This is a genomic window from Streptomyces sp. NPDC096079 (assembly GCF_040303145.1).
Taxonomy (GTDB): Bacteria; Actinomycetota; Actinomycetes; order Streptomycetales; family Streptomycetaceae; genus Streptomyces.
Window position 1 is genome coordinate 135,309 of record NZ_JBEOST010000002.1, and the last position, 24,486, is coordinate 159,794.

Sequence of the window (24,486 nt, forward strand, 5' to 3'; positions counted from 1 at the left end):
CATGGCAAGTGTGCTCGTGGTCGAGGACGACCAGTTCGTGCGCTCCGCCCTCATCCGGCAGCTGACCGAGGCCTCCCACACCGTACGGAGCGTCGGCACGGCTCTGGAGGCGCTGCGCGAGGTCGCCCATTTCCGCTTCGACGTCGTGATCCTGGACCTCGGTCTGCCGGATCTCGACGGGTCCGAGGCGCTCAAGATGCTGCGCGGGATCACCGACGTCCCGGTGATCATCGCGACCGCCCGGGACGACGAGGCCGAGATCGTACGGCTCCTCCACGCCGGGGCGGACGACTACCTGGTGAAGCCCTTCTCGGTCGAGCACCTCTCGGCCCGGATGGCCGCCGTCCTGCGCCGCTCCAGGGCCGGCGCGGGCGACGTGCCGCCCTCCCGGGTCATCCGGGTCGGCGGGCTCACCGTCGATCCGCTGCGCCGTCAGGCGGAGCTCGACGGGGTGCCGTTGGACCTGACCCGCCGCGAGTTCGACCTGCTGGCCTTCCTCGCCGGGCGGCCCGGTGTCGTCGTCCCCCGCAAGGAGCTGCTCGCCGAGGTCTGGCAGCAGTCGTACGGGGACGACCAGACCATCGACGTACATTTGTCATGGCTGCGGCGTAAATTGGGCGAAAAGGCCGCCCGGCCCCGCTATCTGCACACCCTGCGCGGGGTGGGCGTGAAGCTGGAGCCGCCCCGCGAGCGGGAACCGGGGACGCAGCCGTGAGATGGGCGCTCGTCAAGGTGTCGCTGGCCGTCACCGCCATGGTCGTCTTCGCCTTCGCCGTCCCCCTCGGGCTCGTCGTCAAGGAGATGGCCCGCGACCGGGCGTTCTCCAACGCCGAACGGCGGGCCGCCGGGCTCGCGCCCGTCCTCGCGATCACCACCGACCGCGACGAACTCGAGAAGGCCATCGCCACCACCGAGGACGGCGCCGCCGGCCGCCTCGCCGTCCACGTCCCCGCCGAGGGCCCCGACGGGACCGCGCTGGAGATCGGCACCCGGCGGGCGGACCCGGCGGAGCTCGCCGCCACCAGGAGCCTGGGCCGCGCCTCCATCGCCGAGGTGCCCGGCGGCTTCGCCCTGCTCCAGCCCACCGCGATCAGCAGCGCCCAGGTCGCCATCGTCGAACTCTTCGTCCCCGAGGGGGAGGTCAGCAACGGCGTCGCCACCGCCTGGCTCGTCCTCGCCGGGGTCGGCATCGCCCTCGTCGTCGGCTCCGTCGCCGTCGCCGACCGCCTCGGCCTCCGCATGGTCCAGCCCGCCCAGCGGCTCGCGGGCGCCGCCCACGACCTCGGCGAGGGCAGGCTCGGCGCCCGGGTCCCCGAGGAGGGGCCGCCCGAACTCAAGTCGGCCGCCGTGGCCTTCAACTCGATGGCCGACCAGGTCGTGCAGCTCCTCGCCAACGAACGCGAGCTGGCCGCCGACCTCTCCCACCGGCTCCGCACCCCGCTGACGGTGCTCCGGCTCAACGCCGCCTCGCTCGGCTCGGGACCGGCCGCCGAGCAGACCCGCGCCGCCGTCGAACAGCTGGAGCGCGAGGTCGACATCATCATCCGCACGGCCCGCGAGGCGAAGCCGCAGACCCAGGCGACCGGGCCGGGCGCAGGCTGCGACGCCGCCGAAGTGGTCCGCGAGCGGATGGACTTCTGGTCGGCGCTCGCCGAGGACGAGGGCCGCCGGGTGCGGGTCGCGGGCGTGGAGCGCCCGGTCCGCATCCCCGTCGCCCGCCCCGAACTCGTCGCCGCCCTCGACGCGCTGCTCGGCAACGTCTTCCGCCACACCCCCGAGGGCACGGCCTTCTCCCTCGACGTCCACAACGGAGACGACGCCGTCATCGTCCTCGTCTCCGACGCGGGCCCCGGCATCGCCGACCCGGCGGCCGCGCTCGCGCGGGGCGCGGGCAGCGGACGCGACGGCTCCACCGGTCTCGGCCTCGACATCGCGCGCCGCATGGCCGAGTCGACGGGCGGCGACGTCCGCATCGGCCACTCCGTCCTCGGCGGCACCGAGGTGCGGATCTGGATCAACCTCGGCGGACGCGGGGCCGGTACGGGCCGGGGCGGAAGCCGCCGCGGCCGGCGCCGCAGGACGTGACGCACCGCGACCGGCGCCGCAGGACGTGACGCACCGCGACCGGCGCCGCAGGACGTGACGCACCGGGTCCGGCGCCGCCCGTGTGACGCCCGGCGGCCGGCGGGCCCCCGGTCCGGCGGGCCCAACCTTTCGTCCTTCCGATGCCTTCCTTAAGCGGAGCCTAAGGATCCCGACCACCGCCCGGGCCACGGCATTTGTCCGGTTCCGGCTCGCTAGCGTGCTGCCCGCACCCCCCACCCCCGGCACGCAGAGGCAGGCACGCGATGGGCAGCAGTTCGCACCGGCGCAGGACGAGCACCCGGACCAAGGCCGTCGGAGCGGCCGTCGCGGCGGCCGTCGTCGGCGGCGCGGTCTTCGCGCTCACCGGCACCGCCCAGGCCGCCGCCGTCGGCGCCGCCTACACCCGGACCAGCTCCTGGACCGGCGGCTACACCGGCCAGTACGTCGTCACCAACGAGACGTCGGCCGTGCGGACCGACTGGACCCTGGAGTTCGACCTCCCGGCCGGCACCACCATCGGCTCCCTCTGGAACGGCGAGTACACCGTCTCCGGCGGCCACGTCACCGTGAAGCCCGCGAGCTGGAACAGGCAGCTGGAGCCCGGCCGGTCCGTCACCGTCGGCTTCGTCACCTCCGCCGCCGGCCAGGCGGGCGACCCCGTCAACTGCCGCATCGACAAGGCCGTCTGCTCGGCCGGCGGCGCCACCCCGACCCCCAGCGGCCGCCCCACCGACCGGCCCACGGCCACGGCCTCCCCGAAGCCGACGGCCACGGCGAGCACGAAGCCCACGCCGACCGCCACGGCCACCGCCAAGCCCACCACGGCACCGACCCCCACCCCCACGCCCACCGCGACCGCCGCCCCCGTCGCGGCCGCCGGGTTCGCCCCGTACGTCGACACCTCGCTCTACCCGGCGTACGACCTGCTCGCGACCGCCGACGCCACCGGCGTGAAGGAGTTCACGCTCGCCTTCATCACCTCCGGCGGGTCCTGCGCCCCGCTGTGGGGCGGCGTCACCGACCTGGCGAACGACAGGGTCGCGGCCCAGATCGGCGCGCTGCGCGCCAAGGGCGGCGACGTACGCGTCTCCTTCGGCGGCGCGGCGGGCCACGAGCTGGCCCTGAACTGCCCGACCTCCGCGGCGCTCGCCACCGCCTACGGCAAGGTCGTCGACCAGTACAAGCTCACCAAGGTCGACTTCGACATCGAGGGCGCGGCTCTCCCGGACACCGCCGCCAACACCCGCCGCTCCCAGGCGATCGCCCAGCTCCAGAAGTCCCACCCGGGCCTGGACGTGTCGTTCACGCTGCCGGTCATGCCCGAGGGCCTCACCCAGCCGGGCGTGGACCTGCTCGCCGACGCCCGGCGGAACGGGGTCCGCGTCGACGCCGTCAACATCATGGCGATGGACTACGGACCGGCGTACAGCGCCGACATGGGCACGTACGCGATCCAGGCCGCCACCGCGACCCAGGCCCAGATCAAGGGCGTCCTCGGCCTGACCGACGCGGCCGCCTGGAAGGCCGTCGCCGTCACCCCGATGATCGGTGTGAACGACGTCAGCAGCGAGGTCTTCACGGTCGAGGACGCCACCCAGCTCGTCGGCTTCGCGAAGTCCAAGGGCCTCGGCAGGCTCTCGATGTGGTCCGCGGCCCGCGACAAGCAGTGCGCGGCCGGCGCCGTGACCTACGCCGACCCCACCTGCTCCTCGATCCTCCAGCAGCCGCTCGCCTTCACGAAGGCCTTCGGCACGTACAGCTAAGCCATCGCGCCCCCCACACCGCGCGCCCCGGCCGGACCACCCCACCCCCGGCCGGGGCGCGCCCTTGCTCCCCCCAGGGCCCGTCCGGAAGGACCCTGCCCGGGGAGCGCTCCCATGTCGCCCCGGCGTGGAAACGACTCAGGCCCCGGTTCATGTGAACCGGGGCCTGAGCCATCAGGGTGAGTAACGGGACTCGAACCCGCGACATCCTGGACCACAACCAGGTGCTCTACCAGCTGAGCTATACCCACCATGACCGGCGGTTTTCCCGAAGGTTTCCCCGACCGGCCGAGAAGAAGTCTACAGGGTTCCGAGGGGTGCTCGCGCACGCATGACGCGGCGGGCGCGAGCGGGCCCGTTCGTACGGCTATTCGGAGGGGACGACGTGGCGCGCCGCGATCTGCTTCGCGGTGTCCGAGTCGGGGCCGGGCTGCGGGACGAAGACCGCCTCGCGGTAGTAGCGCAGCTCGGCGATGGACTCGCGGATGTCGGCGAGCGCCCGGTGGTTGCCGTTCTTCTCCGGACTGTTGAAGTACGCCCTCGGGTACCAGCGGCGGGCCAGCTCCTTCACCGAGGAGACGTCGACGATCCGGTAGTGCAGATGTCCCTCCAGGGCGGGCATGTCGCGGGCGAGGAAGCCGCGGTCCGTGGAGACCGAGTTCCCGCACAGCGGAGCCTTGCCCGGCTCCTTGACGTGCTCGCGGATGTACGCGAGGACCTGGGCCTCCGCGTCGGCGAGCGTCGTGCCGCCGGCCAGCTCGTCGAGCAGCCCCGAGGCCGTGTGCATCTGGCGCACGATCTCGGGCATGGTCTCCAGGGCGGCGTCCGGCGGGCGGATCACGATGTCCACACCTTCGCCGAGCACGTTCAGTTCCGAGTCGGTGACCAGTGCGGCCACCTCGATGAGTGCGTCGTCCGTCAGCGAGAGCCCGGTCATCTCGCAGTCGATCCACACCATGCGATCGTTCATGCGTCCTACCCTAAGACGTGATCAGCGTCTCCCCCAGAGGGGCGACCGGACACGGGGGCGTCGCCCTCAGCCGCCCAGCACCTCCGCGGCGGTCCTCAGCTGCCCCTCGATGTCCCGGCGCACCTGGGCGAGCTCCTCGGCGTGCGCCTCGATGGCCTGCTTCTGATAGGCGACGTCCACGGCGTACCAGACCCCCGTGACGTTGTTCGCGATCTTGCACCGGGCGTCCGCCGTGGCGACGGTCCGCTCCTCCGGGGAGACCGCCCCGGTCATCCACCTCTTGTCGTCGGAGGCCTCGATCGGGGTCCTGTAGTGGTATCCGCTCTCCGCCATGCAGCGGGACCACTTGGCGAAGGCGGCCAGGACCCGCTGGTCCTGGAGCGATTTGCCGAAGCTGTCGAGATTGACGTCGTCGGCGATCCGCGCGTCGCCGTAGTCGCCCAGCCTCTTCCTCGCCTCGCCGACGCAGCCGCCCTCGGGGACGGTCTGCCCCTTGATGTTCTGGCCGCCCTTCCCGCTCTTCGCCGTCAGGTCGGCGGTGCCGGTCAGGATCATGCGCTCGTTCGCGCTGATCTTCCGGATGCGGTCCTTGCTCGCGCGGGTCCCGGCTTCGGAGGCCGCGGGCGCGGGCGTCCTGTACCCGTGGACGGCGGTCTTCGCCGGATCCAGCTTTCCGTACCGGTACTGGGAGATGGTCTGGCCGGAGGGGTCCGCGACGAGCATCGGGTCCTCGTACGGGAAGCCGAAGCGCTTCATGCACCGGGCGCGCAGCGCGTATTCGGCCTTCCCGAGCCTGTTCCACTGGGCTTCGGAGAGCAGGTAGGCCTCCACGGGGACGGGCTCGGTCACCGTCGTGGTGAGGCGCGGGATCTCGACCGCGGCGGGAATTCCCGGCCCTTCCCCGGCCGTGCCGGCGGACGAGCCGCCGCAGCCGGTGAGCAGGACGGCCGCGAGCGAGACCGGGAGGGCGGCCGAGAGGGCGCGGGGGAGGGAGGTGCCCATGGGGTGCTGGTTCCTTCGGGGTCGATCCGGAGCGAGGCGACGCGGGAGGGGCACCCCGCCGGCTCACGCCGGAGGGGGCGCCCCCGATTCGGCCGGGACGATCAGCCCGTTCCGTAGTCGATGAACTTGCCGGAGGCGTTGTTGTTCTTCATCGTCGAGTTGAGGTTGGCCTTTCCGGCCGCCGCAATGGTCTGGTACGCATAATTGCCGTTGTAGTTCGAGTTGTAGTAGATCCGAACACGGCTCAGTCTGTCCCAGTTGTCCACGGAGGCGGCGTTGTTCTTGACCACGACTCCGTTTCCGTTGCTGCCGGCGAGGCTGGTCTCGAAGTAGCGCCCCGAATAGTCCGGAGTGTCGTACTCCTGCTTGTACATCGCCCCCTTGTAGTCGGAGTTGTAGTACAGGCAGGCATGGAAGTCGGCGCACCCGATGATGGCGTTGGCCGGGGCGGCGAGGGCGAGGGTCGATCCGGCGAGGGCCACTGCGAGGCCGCCGGAAACGAAGAGACGCCTGACGTTCATCCCATTTCCTTTCGATGCGTGATCATCCGGAAAGTAGCAGGCGTCATGTCGGAAAAATTGACGCATGATCACCACTGTCGGGTGCACTCCGCAAGGTGATCATTCCAATACGGCGGAGAGGGTTGTATTTCCTGTCCGCCGGGTAGGAACCCGGGTTATCGGGGAGTTGTCCGGAATGCCGAAGGGCCCCCGGGGGAGGTATCCCCGGGGGCCCTTCGTTCCTGCGTCGCGCCGCTTGTGGCGGCGGCGGTCTTACGGCGCGCTGCGCTGGCCCGGCAGGGCCGCGCGCCCCGGCGCGTACACGTCGGACTGCGGCTTGCCCGGTTCCAGCGGCCTGCGGAGCACCGGGGAGCCCTGGGCCGGCACCGCCGCCGGTTCCAGGACCGCCGTGCCGGTCTCGCCCTGCGGCCGCCGGGCGCGGTACGCCGCGCGGTAGGCGGCCGGCGAGGAGCCGAGCTGGCGCCGGAAGTGGCCGCGCAGCGCCACCGGCGACCGGAAGCCGCACCGGCCCGCGACCTCGTCGACCGAGTAGTCGGAGGTCTCGAGCAGCCGCTGCGCCTGCAGCACCCGCTGGGTGATCAGCCACTGGAGCGGGGCCGAGCCCGTCAGCGAGCGGAACCGGCGGTCGAAGGTCCGCCGTGACATGTAGGCGCGCGCGGCGAGCGTCTCCACGTCGAACTGCTCGTGGAGGTGCTCCAGCGCCCAGGCGACGACCTCGGCCAGCGGGTCGGCGCCGATCTCCTCAGGTAAAGACCTGTCGAGGTAGCGCTCCTGACCGCCGCTGCGCCGCGGCGGGACGACCAGCCTGCGCGCGAGCGCACCGGCGGCCTCCGTGCCGTGGTCGGTCCGCACGATGTGCAGACACAGATCGATTCCGGCCGCGGTGCCGGCGGAGGTCAGCACGTCCCCGTCGTCGACGAAGAGCTCCCGGGGGTCCACATGGACCGACGGGTAGCGCTTGGCGAGCGTCGGCGCGTACATCCAGTGCGTCGTCGCCGGGCGGCCGTCGAGCAGTCCGGCCGCAGCCAGGACGAACGCCCCGGTGCACAGCCCGACGATCCTGGCGCCCTCCTCGTGTGCGCGGCGCAGCGCTTCGACCGCTTCCGGCGGCGGCGGCGAGGTGATCGACCGCCAGGCCGGCACGACGACCGTGCCCGCCCGGCTGATGGCCTCCAGGCCGTACGGCGCGGTGAGTTCGAGCCCACCCGTGGTCCGCAGCGGGCCCTCCTCGCCGGCGCAGACGAGCAGCCGGTAGCGGGGCACTCCGGCGTCCTGCCGGTCGATGCCGAACACGGAGAGCGGGATGGAGCTCTCGAAGATGGGGCCGCCGCTGAACAGCAGCACCGCGACGACTTCGCGACGGCGGCGCCCGGACAGCTTCCGTGCGACCTCCGGTGCGGCGGAGTCCTGGCTCATGACGCTAAGCCCCCCTCGGTGTTCGCGTCTCCCTGGTCGTGTCGCTCCTGCACGTTTCCCCTCGGTTTTGCACGAGACCCCAGTCTTCGGTACCCATGATCGAATCTACTGTGTCCCGTGGCACCGGCGTGACAAGTTCTCCATCCGGTGGATTGTCGACATGGCCACTTGGCGTGAAGCGATCGATCGCGAACTCATGGGTCCGACACCCCCCACGGGGAGCCGCGGTGCGACGAACGCCCCCGTACGCGGGGGGTGTGGGCCCTCGGGACGGGCCTTTCGCGGCCGTCGGCGCCGGGGTTGGCCAACCGTTCCGCCAAGGATCGGCCGCTGGCCGGAACTTGGCTGAAAACATATGGGGTCGGGTGTACGAACCTGTCAACTCGAAGGGGGGCGCGGCATGATCCGGACCCTTTCCGGACAGCTTTCGGGCCCCTCGGAGCCCGCCTCCGGGCCCCTCCCGGACCAGGCCCCGCGCCGGGGACCGGCCGTCTCCGCCCGCAGCCCGCGCTCCGAGCGGCGCAGCAGCAGCCGGCAGGCGGCCGTCACCGAGACGAGCCCGAGCGCGGTCCCGGCCGCCCCGCCGAGCGTGGTGCCGTAGGCGAGGAGCACCACGGGGACCAGGACGCAGCAGAAGACCGCCCAGCGGACCACGTCGCCGCCCTGCTCCGCCGTGCCCGCGCCGGCCGCCGTCCCCGGCCGCTCCGGGTCCGCGCCCGCGGCGGGTGGCGGCGCGGGCGCCCGGCGCCGTCCGCGGGGCGCGCCGAGCGCGGGGGCCGCGGGGGCGGGGGCGATGGAGGTCTGGCCGGCGGCGGGCGATGGTGCGGGCACGGGCGGTCTCCCTGCGACGGTGGGCTGGACCTGTGGCAACGAGGAACGGAACGTTCCGGTCACTCTCGGCGACGTCCGTTTGGCCCCCGTACGGACGCCTGTAGGGCACATCCGGCATTGCCAGATCGCGAACCCCTCGTGCATGCTCCCTGGAACGCCGTGCGCGAGCGGCGGGCACGCCGGGTGTGGCACGGCGGGCTCTGGGCAGGAGAGGAGTGTCGCCGTACCCTTGGGGGTATGGGCTTGGGAAGATGATTCCCGGACACAGCTCCGCCGCCACCCGTCGTTCGTCCCCTCCTTTCCCCGTCCCTTCCCACGAGGACCTTCTTCGCCGAGACACCGATGGCCGGTCACGAATTCCCCGAACCCGCGGACCGCAAGCGCGTCGCCGATTCCACGGTCGACCCCCTCGCGGTGGAACAGCCACGTCATGCCTGCGACCCGGCCTTCCGGCACGGGGTCGTCGTCGGCTTCGACGGCTCCACGTCCAGTGAGCGCGCCCTCGCGTACGCCATCGGCATGGCCCGCCGCTCCGGATCGGGCCTGATCATCGTGCATGTCGCCAACCGGTTGCCCACCACGGTGTGGGCCGGCTGCGAGCCCCCGGTCTTCGTCGACGTGCCGGACCACCGCACCGAGGTCCTCGGCCTGGAGCTGGCCTGTGCCGAGCACCTCGCCGAGGTGCCCTGGATCCTGGTCGAGCGCGGCGGGGACATCTGCCACGAGCTGGAGGAGGTCGGCCGGGAGTACTCGGCCGACGCGATCGTGGTCGGCTCCACCCACGGGATCGTCGGCCGGATCTTCGGCTCGGTCGCCGGCCGCCTGGCGCGCCGCGCGCAGCGCCCCGTCATCGTCATTCCGTAGCCCAGGCGCCACCGCGCCCCCGACGATCCGTCAGGCCACTCCCTCAACTACCGGCATCCGGCCATAATTTCGGCCTTCCTCAGGTGAATTGTGCGCTTGTGAAGGGTACATAAGCGTCATCGGAACACAGCAGCTCACGCAGGACAACTGCACACCTGAAGGGAGCCCGCCGTGAACAACGAAGTCGCCGCGGGAAACACCACCTCCACGCTCGGCCACCTGGCACTCGGACTGACCCTGCTGGCCTTCGGCCTGGGCGGAACCGGTGTCATCGACAACGTCGCGGCAGCGGATGCCGCGGGCCTCGCCACCTGGGTCGGCGGCGTGACCCTCTTCCTCGTCGGACTGCTCGCGCTGCGCGCGGGCGACAAGGGCGAAGGCACGGCGTACGCGGCGCTCGGCGCCTTCTGGTTCACCTGGGGCAGCGGCGCGGGCGGGCACGCCTCGGCCGACGCCATGGGGTTCTTCCTGCTCCTGTGGGCGCTCCTCGCGCTCACGCTGACCATGGCGGCCGCGGGCAGCGGGCTCTTCGGGCAGGGCGTGTACGGGCTGCTGTTCGTCGCGCTGCTGCTGCTCGGGATAGGCGCCCTCGCCGACAACAGCGGCCTCGGGAAGGCGGGCGGCTGGGTCGCCGCCGTCGCGGGTCTGGTCGCCTGGTACGGCGCCACGGCCGCGGTCGCCGGCTGGCCGACGGCCCTGCGCCGCTCGGCGGGCGGCAGCGCTCCGGCCGCCGGCTGATCCACCCGGAAGTACAGCGGTCCCCGTGCACGGGAAGTGCGCACGGGGACCGCTGGGTGTCCGGCCGAGGCTCCGGGGGACAGGCCCGGAGGGGTGCGGCGCCCGGGGGACAGGCCCGGGCGCCGCACCTCGGCCGCGACGGCTGGGGGGCCTACTCGACGGTGACGGACTTCGCCAGGTTGCGCGGCTTGTCGATGTCACGGCCCATGGCGAGCGCCGTGTGGTAGGCGAGGAGCTGGAGCGGGATGCCCATGAGGATCGGGTCCAGCTCGTCCTCGTTCTTCGGGACGACGATGGTGTGGTCGGCCTTCGCCTGCGGCTGGTGCGCGACGGCGAGGATGCGGCCGCTGCGGGCCTTGATCTCCTCCAGAGCGGCGCGGTTCTTCTCCAGCAGGTCGTCGTCGGGGACGATCGCGACGGTCGGCAGGGCCGGCTCGATGAGGGCGAGCGGGCCGTGCTTCAGCTCGGAGGCCGGGTACGCCTCGGCGTGGATGTAGGAGATCTCCTTCAGCTTGAGGGAGGCCTCCAGGGCGACGGGGTAGCCGCGCACACGGCCGATGAACATCATCGACTGGGCGCCGGCGTACTCCGCGGCGATCTTCTTGATCTCGTCCTCGGTCTCCAGGATCTCCTGGATCTGCGCGGGCAGCTTGCGCAGGCCCTCGATGATCCGCTTGCCGTCGGTGACGGACAGGTCGCGGATGCGGCCCAGGTGCAGGGCGAGCAGCGCGAAGGCGGTGACCGTGTTGGTGAAGCACTTGGTGGAGACGACGCAGACCTCGGGGCCGGCGTGGACGTACACGCCGCCGTCGGCCTCGCGGGCGATGGCGGAGCCCACGACGTTGACGACGCCGAGGACGCGGGCGCCCTTGCGCTTCAGCTCCTGGACGGCGGCGAGCACGTCGTAGGTCTCACCGGACTGGGAGACGGCGATGTAGAGGGTGTCGGGGTCCACGACCGGGTTGCGGTAGCGGAACTCGGAGGCCGGCTCGGCGTCGGCGGGGATGCGGGCCATGGACTCGATGAGCCCGGCGCCGATGAGGCCGGCGTGGTACGAGGTGCCGCAGCCGAGGATCTTGATGCGGCGGATGGTGCGGGCCTCGCGCGGGTCCAGGTTCAGGCCGCCCAGGTGCACGGTGGAGAAGCGGTCGTCGATCCGGCCGCGCAGCACGCGGTCGACCGCGTCGGGCTGCTCGGAGATCTCCTTGTGCATGAAGGTGTCGTGGCCGCCCATGTCGTAGGAGGCGGCCTCCCACTCGACGGTCTCGGGGGTGGCCGTGGTGGAGGCGCCCGAGGTCGTGTAGGTGCGGAAGTCGTCGGCCTTGAGGGTGGCCATCTCGCCGTCGTCGAGGGTGACGACCTGGCGGGTGTGGGCGATCAGGGCGGCGACGTCGGAGGCGACGAGCATCTCCTTCTCGCCGATGCCGAGGATGACCGGCGAGCCGTTGCGGGCCACGACGATGCGGTCGTTGAAGTCGGCGTGCATCACGGCGATGCCGTAGGTGCCCTCGATGACCTTGAGCGCCTCGCGGACCTTCTCCTCCAGGGTGGTGGCCTGGGAGCGGGCGATGAGGTGGGTGATGACCTCGGTGTCCGTCTCGGAGGCGAAGACGACGCCGTCGGCCTCCAGCTTGGCGCGGAGCTCCTGGGCGTTGTCCACGATGCCGTTGTGGACGACCGCGACCTTGTTCTCCGGGTCGAGGTGCGGGTGCGAGTTGATGTCGCTCGGGGCGCCGTGCGTGGCCCAGCGGGTGTGGGCGATGCCGGTGGTGCCGGTGAAGCGCTTGGGGACCTTGGCCTCCAGGTCGCGGACGCGGCCCTTGGCCTTCACCATCTTCAGGCCGGAGGCCTTCGGGCTGGTGATGACCATGCCGGCCGAGTCGTAGCCGCGGTACTCCAGGCGGGCCAGGCCCTCCAGGAGCAGCGGGGCCACGTCGCGCTTACCGATGTAACCGACAATTCCGCACATAAAGGTGAAACCCCTCCAGGTTGATGACAGGTACTGCTCAGCCGTAGACGATGCGGCGCAGCTGCCGGAGCGAGAGCTCCGGAGGCGCCACCGCGCGGTGCGGCAGTTCCGCCGCGATCCGCTCGAAGATCTCGGCGTTCACGGCGCCGCCGGACTGCAGCTCGCGGTGGCGGCGGCGGACGAACTCCTCGGTCGTCTCGTCGAAGTACGCCAGCACGTCGAGCACCACCCGGGCGGCCTCACCGCGCTGGAGCGCGGTGCTGCGGACCAGGTGGTCGATGAGGTCGTCGTGCGACGGGCGGCGTTCGAGCACCCGTGCATACTGAGGGGTCATCCGGGCCCTACGCAAGAATCCTGCCCGATTTCGGGCAGGAGGGGCGTGATCGACGCGAGGAGTCGGTCACTTGGTCCAGACCTTGACCCCGAGTAGACGGAGCGGTACGCATGGTGGCCGAGGGGATATACAGAACGACGGACCTGTCGATCACCCGAAGGGGAGCCCGCCCGTGAGACAGCGCCTGACGATTCCTCGCCTGATCGGATCCCTGCTCCTGTTCGCGACCGCCGGAGTCGGCTGCGGCGAGGCCGCGGCCGACGGCGACAGCGCCGACGCCACGTCACCCGGCGCGGCCGCCGCCGAGCCCGAGGTCCGCCCGCTCGGCAGGATCGTGCCCGTACCCGCCTCCGTCACCCCCGCAGGCGAACCCTTCACCCTCACCACCGCCACCCGCATCGGCGTCGACGAGACCTCCGTCGAGTCCAAGGCCATCGGCCGCTACCTCGCCGGACTCCTCCGCCCCGCCACCGGCTTCCCGCTGCCCGTCGTCGACGACACGGCCGCCGGACGCGGCATCCGGCTCCGCCTCGACCCCGACGAGACCGGCCTCGGAGACGAGGGCTACCGCCTCCGCTCCGCGCCCGACGGCCTCACCCTCACCGCCCGCGAACCCGCCGGCCTCTTCCGCGGCGTCCAGACCCTGCGCCAGCAGCTCCCCTCCGCCGTCGAGCGCAAGAGCGTCCAGCCCGGCCCCTGGAAGATCGCCGGCGGCACCGTCACCGACACCCCCCGCTACGCCTACCGGGGCGCGATGCTCGACGTCGCCCGCCACTTCTTCACCGTCGACGAGGTGAAGCGGTACATCGACCAGCTCGCCCTCTACAAGGTGAACACCCTCCACCTGCACCTCACCGACGACCAGGGCTGGCGCATCGCCGTCGACTCCTGGCCCCGGCTCACCACCTACGGCGGCTCCACCGAGGTCGGCGGCGGCCCCGGCGGCTTCTACACCAAGGCCCAGTACCGGGAGATCGTCGAGTACGCCGCCTCCCGCTACCAGGAGGTGGTCCCCGAGATCGACATGCCCGGCCACACCAACGCGGCCCTCGCCTCCTACGCCGACCTCACCTGCGACGGAGTCGCCCCGCCCCTCTACACCGGCACCAAGGTCGGCTTCAGCTCCCTGTGCGTGCCCAAGCCCGTCACGTACGACTTCGTCGACGACGTCGTCCGGGAGATCGCCGCCCTCACCCCCGGCCGCTACCTCCACATCGGCGGCGACGAGGCCCACTCCACCAGCCACGCCGACTACGTGGCCTTCATGGACAAGGTGCAGCCGGTCGTCGCGAAGTACGGCAAGACCGTCGTCGGCTGGCACCAGCTGACCGGCGCCACCCCCGCCAAGGGCGCCCTCGTCCAGTACTGGGGCCTCGACCGCACCCCCGCCGAGGAGAAGGAGCGGGTCGCCGCGGCCGCCCGGAACGGCACCGGCCTGATCCTCTCGCCCGCCGACCGCACCTACCTCGACATGAAGTACACCAAGGACACCCCGCTCGGCCTCGCCTGGGCCGGATACGTCGAGGTCCGCAGGTCGTACGACTGGAACCCCGCCACCTACCTCGACGGCGCCCCGGAGAGCGCCGTCAGGGGCGTCGAGGCCCCGCTGTGGACCGAGACCCTCACCACCACCGGCGACCTCGACGTCATGGCCTTCCCGCGCCTGCCGGGCATCGCCGAACTCGGCTGGTCCCCGGCCGCGAGCCACGACTGGGACACGTACAAGGTCCGGCTCGCCGAGCAGGCCCCCCGCTTCGACGCCCTGGGCATCCCCTACCACCGCTCGCCCGAGGTCCCCTGGCTCGCGGAATAGGGCATGACGACGGGCCCCGGCGGAGGACCGTACTCCGCCGGGGCCCGTGTCGGTCCCGGAAAGGTCAGGCGAACCGCGCGATCGGGTTCACCAGGTCGCCGACCAGCTGGAGGGCCGCCGACGGATCCGCCAGATCGACCATCTGCCGGTTGTTGCGGAGCTGCAGACGGTTCAGCGCCGACAGCGCGAACGTCTCCGCGAACATGTCGTACTGCGCGAAGCGGTCCGCCAGCTCGGGCTTGGCCTCCTGGTAGCCGCGCACGCACTCCGCGACCGTCCGCCAGAAGCCGTCCTCGTCGAGGACGCCCTCCGCCGCCAGGGTCGCGCCCAGGAAGCGGAAGAAGCAGTCGAAGACGTCCGTGAAGACCGAGAGGAGCTTCATGTCCTCCGGGACCTCGGCGCGGACGCGCTCCACCGCCGGCGGCAGGACCGCCGTCGGGTCCATCACGCAGATCTCCTCGGCGATGTCCTTGAAGATCGCCCGCTCCACCGCGCCCCGCTCGTCGAAGACCAGGATCACGTTCTCGCCGTGCGGCATGAAGACCAGGTCGTACGCGTAGAAGCAGTGCAGGACCGGCAGGAGGTACGCGTCCAGGTACCGGCGGAGCCACACCCGCGGCTCCAGGCCCGACTCCTTGATCAGCGCGCCCGCGAAGGACGCGCCCGCGTGGTCCAGATGGAGCAGCGAGGCCATCGTCGCCAGGCGCTCCCCCTCGGCCAGCGACGGGACCGGGGACTCGCGCCAGAGCGCGGCCAGCATCTTGCGGTACGGGGAGTAGCGGTCGGTGGCGGCCTCGTACTCCAGGTGGCGGTAGCCGACCGCCGCCCGCTCCCGGATGATCGAGAAGCGCGCCGCCTTCAGCGTGGTGTCCGACTCGATCAGACCGTGCAGCCAGTCGTTGATCGCCGGGGTGGCCTCCATGTAGGCGGCCGACAGACCCCGCATGAAGCCCATGTTGAGGACGGACAGGGCCGTCTTCACGTAGTGCCTGGACGGGTCCGAGGCGTTGAAGAAGGTACGGATCGACTGCTGCGCCAGGTAGGCGTCGTCGCCCTCGCCCAGGTACACCAGGCGCTCCTGGGCGACCTCGGCGGCGAAGGTGACCGACAGTTTGTTCCACCACTGCCAGGGGTGGGCCGGCATCAGCAGGTAGTCGGCGAGGTCGAGCCCGCGCTCGGCGAGGGTCGCGGCGAAGCCGTCGACGGCCGCGTCGCCGAGCTCGGCGCGGACGAAGGCCTCGTACTCGAGGTCGGCGCCGGCGGTGAAGGTGGCGCGGTCGCGGTGCGCGGCCAGCCAGATCAGCCGGATCTCGCTCGCGGCCTCGGGGGCGTACGCCCGGTACTCGTCGACGCCGAAGCCGAGCCGGCCGTTGTTCGCGACGAAGCAGGGGTGGCCCTCGGTCATCCCCGTCTCGATGGCCTGGAAGCCGGCGCGGGCCAGCTCGGCGGAGGTGACGGGCGGCTTGGTCGCCTTGAAGGCCGTGCCGGCCAGGGTGGAGGAGATCTCCTCCAGGTAGACCGGCAGGATCTCGTCGCTCAGGCCGAGGGAGCCGCGCAGCTCGGTGATGAACTGGAGCGCGTCGAGCGGGAGCTGCTCGTCGCCCCGGTGGCGGCTGATCGACTCGGGGTAGACCTGCCAGTGGTCGAGCGCGAAGCGGTCGGCGGTGAAGCGGTACTCGGTGCCGCCGTCGTCGCTGAGGACCTGGTAGCGGCTCTCGCCCAGGGACCGCGGGTCGAGCAGCCGCTCGTGGGCGAACTCGGCGAGGCCCTTGCGGATCAGGGCGCGGTTGGCGGCGGCCCAGCGCTCGGGGGTGAGGTGTGCGACGGGGTTCATATGGAGGCTCCGACGGCGGTCTCGAACTGGGCGCGGGTGCAGAAGCTCAGCAGGGCCTTCTTCTCCGGCTTCTGGATCTCGCGATCGGGCACGAAGCCGACGGCCTCGTTGAGCGCGTGCACGGCCGTGTTGCGGACGTCGGGCTCGACGACCACGCGGGCGGTCGCCGGGTCGGCGAACAGCTCCGCCATCACGGCGGTGATCACGGTCCGGGTGAAGCCGTGCACGGGGGTGTCGGTGGGCGCGACGAGGAAGTGCATGCCGACGTCGCCGGGCAGCGGCTCGTAGAGCCCGACCAGCTCCAGCTTCGACGGGTCGTACCGCTCCATGAGGAACGCGGGCTCGCCGTCGACGAGGCCGATGAAGGCGTCGTGGTGCGGGTGGGCGGCGATCGCCATGTACTCGCGCTCGACGTCCTGGAGCTTCGCGTCCTGCATCATCCAGAAGGCGGCCTTGGGATGGGTGACCCAGGGGTGGATCAGCTCGGCGTCCCGGGTGGGGTCGAGCGGGCGAATCGTCACGGTCTGGCCGGTCATACGGAAAACTCCTGGAACGCGATGGTCTTCTCGACGGGGTAGTACTCGGAACCCAGCATCTCCCCGATGATGTACGCGTTGCGGTACGGGCCCATGCCCAGGTCGGGCGAGGTGATCGAGTGGGTGTGCACGCCGGCGTTCTGCAGGAAGATCCCGCGGCCCGTGGTGTCGATCGCGTAGTTGCGCGCCACGTCGAAGCGGCCCTGGCCGTCGTACCTCAGGCGGTCGCGGACCGGCTCCAGGAAGGCGGGGACGGCGTACTTGTACCCGGTGGCGAGGATCAGGCCCTCGGTCTCGATGGTGAAGTCCTTCTCCTGCTCCTCCTGGCGGAAGCCGAGCGTGTACGTGCCCGTGGAGGCGTCGTACGCGGCCGTGTTCAGGGACGAGTTGGTCAGGAGGCGGGTGGGGACCGGGCCGCCCAGGTTCTTCTGGTAGAGCAGGTCGAAGATGGCGTCGACGAGCTCGCCGTCGATGCCCTTGAAGAGGCCCTTCTGCTGGGTCTCCAGGCGGTAGCGGGTCTGCTCGGGCAGCGCGTGGAAGTAGTCCACGTACTCCGGGGAGGTCATCTCCAGGGTGAGCTTGGTGTATTCGAGGGGGAAGAAGCGGGGGGAGCGGGTGACCCAGTTCAGCCGGTACCCGTGGACGTCGATCTCGCTGAGGAGGTCGTAGTAGATCTCGGCGGCGCTCTGGCCGCTGCCGACCAGGGTGATCGACTTCTTCTTCTGCAGCTCGGCCTTGCTCGGGACGTAGCGCGAGTTGTGGATCAGGTCGCCGCCCAGGTCCCGGCAGTTCTCGGGGACGTACGGCGGCGTGCCGGTGCCGAGGACGATCCGGCGCGCCCGGAACGTCTCCCCGGACTCGGTGGCCACCAGGTAGACCTCGTCGGTCTCGTCGAAGGAGACGGAGGCGACGGTGGTGGAGAAGCGGATCGAGGTGAGCTTCCCGGCGGCCCAGCGGCAGTAGTCGTTGTACTCGGTCCGCAGCGGGTAGAAGTTCTCGCGGATGTAGAAGGAGTAGAGCCGGCCCTTCTCCTTCAGGTAGTTGAGGAAGGAGTACGGGGAGGTCGGGTCCGCGAGGGTCACCAGGTCCGACATGAACGGGGTCTGGAGGTGGGCGCCTTCGAGGAACATCCCCGAGTGCCACTCGAAGTCCGGCTTGGACTCCAGGAAGAGGCCGTTCAGCTCGGCGATCGGCTCGGTCAGGCAGGCGAGTCCGAGGTTGAACGGACCGAGCCCGATGCCGATGAAGTCGTACGTCTCGGTCGTCTCAGGCGTGGACAAGGTTCTCTCCCAGGTACTGCTCGGCGTGGCCGGCTATCAGATCGAGGACGGCGGCGATGTCGGCCGCGGTGGTCTCGGGGTTGAGCAAGGTGAACTTGAGGTACTGCCGGCCGTCGACCTTGGTGCCGGCCACGACGGCCTCGCCGGAGGCGAACAGCGCCTTGCGGGCGTAGAGGTTGGCCCGGTCGACGTCCTCGGGGGAGGCGTCGGCCTCCGGGACGTAGCGGTAGACGAGGGTGGACAGCTGCGGCTCGACCACGACGTCGTAGCGCGGGTCGGCGGCGAGCAGCTCGAAGCCCTCCCGGGCCAGGTCGCACACCTCGTCGAAGAGCTCGCCGACGCCGTCGGCGCCCATCACGCGCAGGGTCATCCAGAGCTTGAGCGCGTCGAAGCGGCGGGTGGTCTGGAGGGATTTGTCGACCTGGTTGGGGATCTGCTCGGCGAGCGTCCGGAGCGGATTGAGGTAGTCCGCGTGGTAGGTCGCGTGGCGCAGGGTGGCGCCGTCGCGGACCAGGACGGCGGAGGAGCTCACCGGCTGGAAGAAGGACTTGTGGTAGTCGACGGTGACCGAGTCGGCCCGCTCGATGCCGTCGAGGAGGTGGCGGCGGGTCCGGGAGGCCAGCAGTCCGCAGCCGTAGGCGGCGTCGACGTGCATCCAGGCGCCGTACTCGGCGGCGAGGGCGGCGATCTCGGGCAGCGGGTCGATGGAGCCGAAGTCGGTGGTGCCGGCGGTGGCGACGATCGCCATGGGGATGAGGCCCTCGGCGCGGCAGGCCTCCAGCTCGGCGGCGAGGACGACGGACTGCATCCGCTTGTTCGCGTCGACGGGTACGGAGACGACGGCGTCGCGGCCGAGGCCGAGCAGCTGGGCCGACTTCTGGACGCTGAAGTGGCTGCACTCGGAGGAGAAGATCCGCAGCTTCGACAGGTCGGCGGTGCCGGCCTCCTCGCGGGCGAGGAGCAGCGCCTGGAGGTTGGACTGGGTGCCGCCGCTGGTGAAGACGCCGTCGGCGAGCGGGCCGAGGCCGATGCGGCCGGTGGTCCAGTCGATCAGTTTCCGCTCGATGAGCGTGCCGCCGGCGCTCTGGTCCCAGGTGTCGAGGGAGGAGTTGACGGCCGAGAGGACGGCCTCGCCGAGGACGGCGGGTATGACCACCGGGCAGTTGAGGTGCCCGAGGTAGCGGGGGTGGTGGAAGTAGACGGCGTCGCGGAGGTAGACGTCCTCCAGCTCGTCGAGGGCGGCGGAGGCGTCGCCGAGGGGCCGGTCGAGGTCGACGGCGTCGACGACGGGGGCCAGTTCGGCGGGCGTCACGCCCGTGAACGGGCCGCGCGTCGCGGCGAGTTTCCTCGCCACCCGCTCCACTCCTTCGGTGACGGAGCGCCGGTAGCTCTCCGCCGTCGTGTCGTTGAGCAGGTGGGAACGCATGTGTGGGGGCCCTTCCGGGAGCGGACTCGGTCGGTCTTGGTTAGGTTAGCCTAACCTAAATTCCCAGCACAACGGCCCCCCAACCCGAGAGGGTCGGGGGGCCGTTGGCCCTGTGGGGGTACCGGTGGGCTACTCCGCCTCCTGCGTCTCGTCCGGAACCTCGCGCAGGGCGTCCTCGGACAGCCCCTTGCGCCAGTAGCCGACGAAGGTGACGCGGCGGCGGTCGAGACCCCGCTCGCGCACGAAGTGGCGGCGCAGCGCCTTCACGGAGCCCGACTCGCCCGCGATCCAGACGTACGGGGCCGCGCCGGGCAGCTCGGCGGCGGACACCGCCTCCACGGCGGACGGCGCCCCCTCCTCCCGTACGAGCCAGGTGACCGTGGCGTCCGCCTCGGTCGCCAGCTCCATCCGGTCGCCGGAGAAGGGCACTTCCAGGAACACCTGGGCGCGGGTCTCGGCGGGCAGCCACTCCAGGATCGCGGAGGCGGCGGGGAGGGCCGTCTCGTCGGCCCAGATCAGCACGGAGTCGGCGTCCTCGGGCAGCCGGAAGCGGACACCGGTGTTCTCGGCGACCGCCGGCCCCAGGACGACCACCCGGTCACCGGCCTCGGCGCGGCTCGCCCAGCGGCACGCGGGGCCGCCGTCCTCGTGGAGGGCGAAGTCGATGTCGACCTCGTTCACGGGGGAGGTGCGCTGCTCGCGGACGGTGTACGAGCGCATCACGGCCCGCTCGTCGTCGGGCATCGCGCGCCAGGCGCCCAGGATCGCGTACATGTCCGGGTCGTCCAGCGGCGGCAGGGCCGGCGCCGCCTGGCCGGGGTGCGGCAGGAAGAGGGAGAGCGACTGGTCGCGGCCGCCGGCGGCGAAGTTCTTCAGGTCGTCCCCGGTGAAGGTGACCCGGACCAGGGACGGGCCGAGCCGCCGGGTCCGGTCGACCTGGAGGGAGAAGAACTGGAACGGGGCGGTCTCGGCTTGGGTCATGAGAACGTAGGTTAGCCTAACCTCATCAAACCTCACAGGGGTACGGGGGAGCCCGCCGCCCCCGGGAGGACGACGGGCTCGTTCCGTCACGCGGACCGGGTCAGGCCGGAAGGCCCAACTCCCGGGCGATCAGCATCCGCTGGACCTCGCTGGTGCCCTCGCCGATCTCCAGGATCTTCGAGTCGCGCCACATCCGGGCCACCGGGTACTCGTTCATGAAGCCGTAGCCGCCGTGGACCTGCGTCGCCTCACGGGCGTTGTCCACCGCCACCGTGGAGGAGTACAGCTTCGCGATCGCCGCCTCCTTCTTGAACGGCTCGCCGAGCACCAGCCGCGAGGCCGCGTCCCGCCAGCCGATCCGTGCCATGTGCGCCTTCATCTCCATGTCGGCGATCTTGAACTGGACGGCCTGGTAGGTGCTGATCGGCGAGCCGAAGGCGTGACGTTCCTTCGCGTACTTCACCGACTCGTCCACACAGCCCTGCGCCAGGCCCGTCGCCAGCGCCGCGATCGCGATCCGGCCCTCGTCCAGGATCCGCAGGAACTGCGCGTACCCCCGGCCCTCCTCGCCGAGCAGGTTCTCCACCGGGACGCGGACGTCGTCGAAGGACAGCTCGCGGGTGTCCGAGGCGTTCCAGCCGACCTTCGAGTACGGGGCGGCGACCGTGAAGCCCGGGGTGCCGGACGGCACGATGATCGAGGAGATCAGCGGACGCCCGTCCGGCTTGCGGCCGGTGACCGCCGTGACCGTCACCAGACCCGTGATGTCCGTACCGGAGTTGGTGATGAAGCACTTCGAGCCGTTGATGACCCACTCGTCGCCGTCCCGGACGGCGGTCGTGCGGGTGCCGCCGGCGTCGCTGCCCGCCCCCGGCTCCGTCAGCCCGAAGGCACCGAGCATCTCGCCGGAGCACAGCTTCGGCAGCCACTCCCGCTTCTGCTCCTCCGTACCGAAGCGGAAGACCGGCATCGCGCCGAGGGAGACGCCCGCCTCCAGGGTGATGGCCACCGAGGAGTCGACCCGGGCCAGCTCCTCCAGGGCGATCCCGAGCGCCAGGTAGTCGCCGCCCATGCCGCCGTACTCCTCGGGGAACGGCAGCCCGAACAGGCCCATGCGGCCCATCTCGCGGACGATCTCGTACGGGAACTCGTGCCGCTCGTAGAAGTCGCCGATCTTCGGCGCCACGACGTCGTGGGCGAACTCCTCGACGGTACGGCGGAGTTCCTCGTGCTCTTCGGTGAGCCGGTGGTCGAGGGACATGGTGTTCGTCACTCCTTGTGGGAGAGGGCGCGGACGGTACGGGAGGGGCTGGGCCGGCCCAGCTGTTCGGCCATCCACCCGCTCGTGGCGGTGAGGGCGGCCAGATCGACCCCGGTCTCGATGCCGAGGCCGTCGAGCATCCACACGAGGTCCTCGGTGGCGAGATTGCCGGTCGCGCTCTTCGCGTAGGGGCAGCCGCCGAGGCCGCCGGCGGAGGCGTCGACCGTGGTCACCCCGTGGCGCAGCGCCGCCAGGGTGTTGGACAGGGCCTGCCCGTACGTGTCGTGGAAGTGCACGGCGATACGGGAGGTGGGCACCCCGCCCTCGTTCAGCGCCGTCAGGAGGGCCTGGACGTGCCCCGGGGTCGCGACCCCGATGGTGTCCCCGAGGCTCAGCTCGTCGCACCCCATGTCGGCGAGGGCCTTCGTGACCCGGACGACCTGCTCGACCGGGACGGCGCCCTCCCAGGGGTCGCCGAAGCACATCGACAGATAGCCGCGCACCTTCAGGCCGGCCTCTATGGCCCGGGTGACGGTCGGCGCGAACATCGCGAGCGCCTCGTCGACGGTCCGGTTCAGGTTGGCCTTCGCGAAGGACTCGGTCGCCGAGGCGAACACGGCGACCTCGCGGGCCCCGAGGGCGAGGGCCCGGTCGAGACCCCGCTCGTTCGGCACGAGCACCGGGAGCCGGACGGGGAGGTCACGGACGCGCGGGAACAGCTCCTCCGCGTCGGCGAGCTGCGGCACCCACTTCGGGTGCACGAAGCTCGTCGCCTCGATCGTCGTCAGCCCCGCGGCGGCGAGCCGCCGCACGAACTCGGCCTTCACGTCGGTCGGGACGGCCGTCTTCTCGTTCTGCAGCCCGTCCCGGGCACCGACCTCGTGGATCCGGACCCGGGCGGGGAGGGAGGGATCCCTCACGGTCATCGGCAGGCTCACGCGTCCTCCTCCTCGCGAGGCGTCACCACGGCCAGGATCTGGTCCATGGCGACGGTGGTGCCGGGGGTGACGTCCAGCTCGGTGACGGTGCCGGCGTGCGGGGCGGAGATGACGTGCTCCATCTTCATCGCCTCGACCACGAGCAGGCTCTGCCCGGCCTCGACCTCGTCCCCGACGGCCACCTTCACGACCGTCACCGTCCCGGGCATGGGGGCGGCGAGCGTGTCGGCCCCGCCGTGCCGGGCGCCGGAGAGCGCGGCCTCGACGGGATCGTGGTCCAGGACGTGCCAGGAGTCGCCGTCGCGCCCGAGCCAGCCGTCCGCACGGCGGAAGGTGTGGGTGACGCCGTCGACGGTCACGGTCACCGCGGTGTCCGTGACCCGGGCGCCGTCCGGCGCCTCGACCGTGACGGGTTCGAGCCCCGGGACCCGGAACGGGAAGGCGAGCGTCTTCGCGGTGCCGCCGAGCCGCCAGCCGCTCGGGACGTCGAACGGGTCGGTCCAGCCGTCCCGGGGCACCGGCGCCAGCCCCGCGCGCCGTACGGCCGCCGCCGCCGCGTACACCTCGTCCGGCACGCCCCGCGGGACCAGGCTGTCGGCGTCCCGCTCCACCAGGCCCGTGTCCATGGCCCCGGACACCACGTCCGGGTGGGCCAGCAGGCTCCGCAGGAAGCCCGCGTTCGTGGGGACGCCCAGGGTGACCAGGTCCGCGAGGGCCGCGCGCAGCTTGCGCAGGGCCGTCGGACGGTCCGCCGCGTGCACGATGACCTTCGACAGCATCGGGTCGTAGAGGGAGGAGACCTCGCTGCCCTCGACCAGGCCCGAGTCCGTCCGCACCCCGTCCCCGTGGGGCTCGCTCAGCGCGAGCACCGTGCCGCCCGAGGGCAGGAAGCCGCGCGCGGGGTCCTCGGCGCAGATCCGGGCCTCGACCGCCCAGCCGTCGAGCCGGACGTCGTCCTGGCCGAAGCCCAGCGGCTCACCGGCGGCGACCCGCAGCTGCCACTCCACCAGGTCGAGTCCCGTGATCAGTTCGGTCACGGGGTGCTCGACCTGGAGACGGGTGTTCATCTCCATGAAGCAGTACGCGGAGGGGTCGCCGCCCGGGACGATGAACTCGACCGTGCCCGCGCCGACGTAGCCGCAGGACCGCGCGGCCTCCACGGCCGCCGCGCCCATCGCCGCGCGGGTCTCCTCGTCGAGGAGGACGCTCGGCGCCTCCTCGATGATCTTCTGGTGGCGGCGCTGGAGCGAGCACTCGCGCTCGCCCAGGTGCACCACGTTCCCGTGGGTGTCCGCCAGGACCTGGATCTCGATGTGCCGGGGCCGGTCGATCCACCGCTCCACGAGCAGCGTGTCGTCGCCGAAGGACGCCCTCGCCTCCCGCCGCGCCGCCGCGATCTCCTCGTCCAGGACCGCCAGGTCGCGCACCAGGCGCATGCCCTTGCCGCCGCCGCCCGCGCTGGGCTTCAGCAGGACGGGGGCGCCCAGTTCGCGGGCCGCCGCCTCCAGTTCGGGGTCGGCCGCGCCCGGGACGACCGGGACGCCGGCGGCCTTCACCGTCTCCTTGGCGCGGATCTTGTCGCCCATCAGGGCGATCGCCTCGGCGGACGGCCCGATGAAGACGAGCCCCGCCTCGGCGCACGCCCGCGCGAACCCGGCGTTCTCCGCCAGGAACCCGTAGCCCGGGTGGACGGCCTGCGCGCCGGTGCGGCGGGCCGCTTCGAGCAGCGCGGGGACGGAGAGGTAGGACTCGGCGGCGGGCGGCGGACCGATCCGTACCGCCGTGTCCGCCTCCCGCACGTGCCGGGCGTCGGCGTCCGCGTCGCTGTAGACGGCCACCGAGCGCACCCCGAGCTGCCGCAGGGTGCGGATGACGCGGACCGCGATCTCGCCCCGGTTGGCGACGAGCACTGTGTCGAACATGT

Annotated in this window: 21 protein-coding genes and 1 tRNA gene; 6 read left to right on the top strand and 16 right to left on the bottom strand. The window is 71.7% G+C overall.

The features are described from left to right. Window position 1: 1 nt before the first annotated feature. The 3 genes from ABTY59_RS04635 (at window position 2) to ABTY59_RS04645 (ending at window position 3,848) form a co-directional block, all read left to right on the top strand. Window positions 2-715 carry a response regulator transcription factor gene (locus ABTY59_RS04635; protein ID WP_352017433.1) on the top strand — a complete coding sequence of 238 codons (714 nt, stop codon included), beginning with the start codon at window positions 2-4 and terminating at the stop codon, window positions 713-715. Continuing rightward, complete coding sequence (locus ABTY59_RS04640) at window positions 712-2,085, top strand: sensor histidine kinase (RefSeq protein ID WP_352017434.1); 1,374 nt, start codon at window positions 712-714, stop codon at window positions 2,083-2,085. The genes ABTY59_RS04635 and ABTY59_RS04640 overlap by 4 nt, the downstream gene beginning before the upstream one ends. A 263-nt stretch (window positions 2,086-2,348) precedes the next feature. Beyond that, a complete protein-coding gene (locus ABTY59_RS04645; protein WP_352017435.1) occupies window positions 2,349-3,848 on the top strand; it encodes a cellulose binding domain-containing protein in 1,500 nt (499 codons plus the stop codon). Between the two features lie 178 nt (window positions 3,849-4,026). On the opposite strand, the gene ABTY59_RS04650 is transcribed toward ABTY59_RS04645, so the two are convergent. From ABTY59_RS04650 to ABTY59_RS04675, 6 genes are all read right to left on the bottom strand, one after another. Next, a tRNA-His gene (locus tag ABTY59_RS04650) sits at window positions 4,027-4,099 on the bottom strand. 116 nt (window positions 4,100-4,215) lie between these two features. Then, window positions 4,216-4,818: an oligoribonuclease gene (orn, locus tag ABTY59_RS04655; RefSeq protein ID WP_352017436.1), complete on the bottom strand. Its 603-nt coding sequence runs from the start codon at window positions 4,816-4,818 to the stop codon at window positions 4,216-4,218. Between the two features lie 66 nt (window positions 4,819-4,884). Then, entirely contained in the window at window positions 4,885-5,820 is a 936-nt protein-coding gene (locus ABTY59_RS04660; RefSeq protein WP_352017437.1) for a hypothetical protein, read from the bottom strand. A 101-nt stretch (window positions 5,821-5,921) separates the two neighbouring features. Beyond that, entirely contained in the window at window positions 5,922-6,341 is a 420-nt protein-coding gene (locus tag ABTY59_RS04665) for a peptidase inhibitor family I36 protein (RefSeq protein ID WP_352017438.1), read from the bottom strand. A 252-nt stretch (window positions 6,342-6,593) separates the two neighbouring features. Further along, complete coding sequence (locus ABTY59_RS04670) at window positions 6,594-7,757, bottom strand: helix-turn-helix domain-containing protein (protein ID WP_352017439.1); 1,164 nt, start codon at window positions 7,755-7,757, stop codon at window positions 6,594-6,596. A gap of 378 nt (window positions 7,758-8,135) precedes the next feature. Then, the gene (locus ABTY59_RS04675; protein WP_352017440.1) at window positions 8,136-8,588 is read right to left on the bottom strand and encodes a hypothetical protein; all 453 of its coding nucleotides are present in this window, start codon (window positions 8,586-8,588) and stop codon (window positions 8,136-8,138) included. A gap of 342 nt (window positions 8,589-8,930) precedes the next feature. Here ABTY59_RS04675 and ABTY59_RS04680 point away from each other — a divergent pair, with 342 nt between their 5' ends. Together ABTY59_RS04680 and ABTY59_RS04685 are read left to right on the top strand one after the other, a co-directional pair. Further along, window positions 8,931-9,452: a universal stress protein gene (locus ABTY59_RS04680; RefSeq protein WP_352017441.1), complete on the top strand. Its 522-nt coding sequence runs from the start codon at window positions 8,931-8,933 to the stop codon at window positions 9,450-9,452. 171 nt (window positions 9,453-9,623) lie between these two features. Continuing rightward, complete coding sequence (locus tag ABTY59_RS04685; protein WP_352017442.1) at window positions 9,624-10,190, top strand: GPR1/FUN34/YaaH family transporter; 567 nt, start codon at window positions 9,624-9,626, stop codon at window positions 10,188-10,190. Between the two features lie 151 nt (window positions 10,191-10,341). On the opposite strand, the gene glmS is transcribed toward ABTY59_RS04685, so the two are convergent. Next, complete coding sequence (glmS, locus tag ABTY59_RS04690; protein WP_352017443.1) at window positions 10,342-12,159, bottom strand: glutamine--fructose-6-phosphate transaminase (isomerizing); 1,818 nt, start codon at window positions 12,157-12,159, stop codon at window positions 10,342-10,344. A 37-nt stretch (window positions 12,160-12,196) separates the two neighbouring features. Then, entirely contained in the window at window positions 12,197-12,472 is a 276-nt protein-coding gene (locus ABTY59_RS04695; RefSeq protein ID WP_030210307.1) for a hypothetical protein, read from the bottom strand. 193 nt (window positions 12,473-12,665) lie between these two features. Between ABTY59_RS04695 and ABTY59_RS04700 the strand changes: the two genes are divergently transcribed. After that, a complete protein-coding gene (locus tag ABTY59_RS04700; protein ID WP_352017444.1) occupies window positions 12,666-14,306 on the top strand; it encodes a beta-N-acetylhexosaminidase in 1,641 nt (546 codons plus the stop codon). A gap of 64 nt (window positions 14,307-14,370) precedes the next feature. Here ABTY59_RS04700 and ABTY59_RS04705 read toward each other — a convergent pair whose 3' ends face one another. The 8 genes from ABTY59_RS04705 to ABTY59_RS04740 all read right to left on the bottom strand — a co-directional run bounded on the left by ABTY59_RS04705 (window position 14,371) and on the right by ABTY59_RS04740 (window position 24,484). Continuing rightward, window positions 14,371-16,140: an IucA/IucC family protein gene (locus tag ABTY59_RS04705; protein ID WP_352017445.1), complete on the bottom strand. Its 1,770-nt coding sequence runs from the start codon at window positions 16,138-16,140 to the stop codon at window positions 14,371-14,373. Beyond that, window positions 16,137-16,676, bottom strand: a complete 540-nt coding sequence (locus tag ABTY59_RS04710; protein WP_352017446.1) for a GNAT family N-acetyltransferase — start codon at window positions 16,674-16,676, stop codon at window positions 16,137-16,139. Before ABTY59_RS04710 ends, ABTY59_RS04705 begins: the two co-directional genes overlap by 4 nt. Next, window positions 16,673-17,956, bottom strand: a complete 1,284-nt coding sequence (locus ABTY59_RS04715; RefSeq protein WP_352017447.1) for a lysine N(6)-hydroxylase/L-ornithine N(5)-oxygenase family protein — start codon at window positions 17,954-17,956, stop codon at window positions 16,673-16,675. Before ABTY59_RS04715 ends, ABTY59_RS04710 begins: the two co-directional genes overlap by 4 nt. Further along, window positions 17,943-19,382 carry a pyridoxal phosphate-dependent decarboxylase family protein gene (locus ABTY59_RS04720; protein ID WP_352017448.1) on the bottom strand — a complete coding sequence of 480 codons (1,440 nt, stop codon included), beginning with the start codon at window positions 19,380-19,382 and terminating at the stop codon, window positions 17,943-17,945. The genes ABTY59_RS04715 and ABTY59_RS04720 overlap by 14 nt, the downstream gene beginning before the upstream one ends. Before the next feature lie 129 nt (window positions 19,383-19,511). After that, window positions 19,512-20,363, bottom strand: a complete 852-nt coding sequence (locus tag ABTY59_RS04725; RefSeq protein WP_352017449.1) for a siderophore-interacting protein — start codon at window positions 20,361-20,363, stop codon at window positions 19,512-19,514. A gap of 100 nt (window positions 20,364-20,463) precedes the next feature. After that, window positions 20,464-21,624, bottom strand: a complete 1,161-nt coding sequence (locus ABTY59_RS04730; RefSeq protein ID WP_352017450.1) for an acyl-CoA dehydrogenase family protein — start codon at window positions 21,622-21,624, stop codon at window positions 20,464-20,466. A gap of 8 nt (window positions 21,625-21,632) precedes the next feature. After that, window positions 21,633-22,562 (bottom strand): hydroxymethylglutaryl-CoA lyase, encoded by a 930-nt coding sequence (locus ABTY59_RS04735; protein WP_352017451.1) that lies wholly within the window; start codon window positions 22,560-22,562, stop codon window positions 21,633-21,635. Then, window positions 22,559-24,484, bottom strand: a complete 1,926-nt coding sequence (locus tag ABTY59_RS04740) for an acetyl/propionyl/methylcrotonyl-CoA carboxylase subunit alpha (RefSeq protein ID WP_352017452.1) — start codon at window positions 24,482-24,484, stop codon at window positions 22,559-22,561. Before ABTY59_RS04740 ends, ABTY59_RS04735 begins: the two co-directional genes overlap by 4 nt. Between the last annotated feature and the right edge of the window lie 2 nt (window positions 24,485-24,486).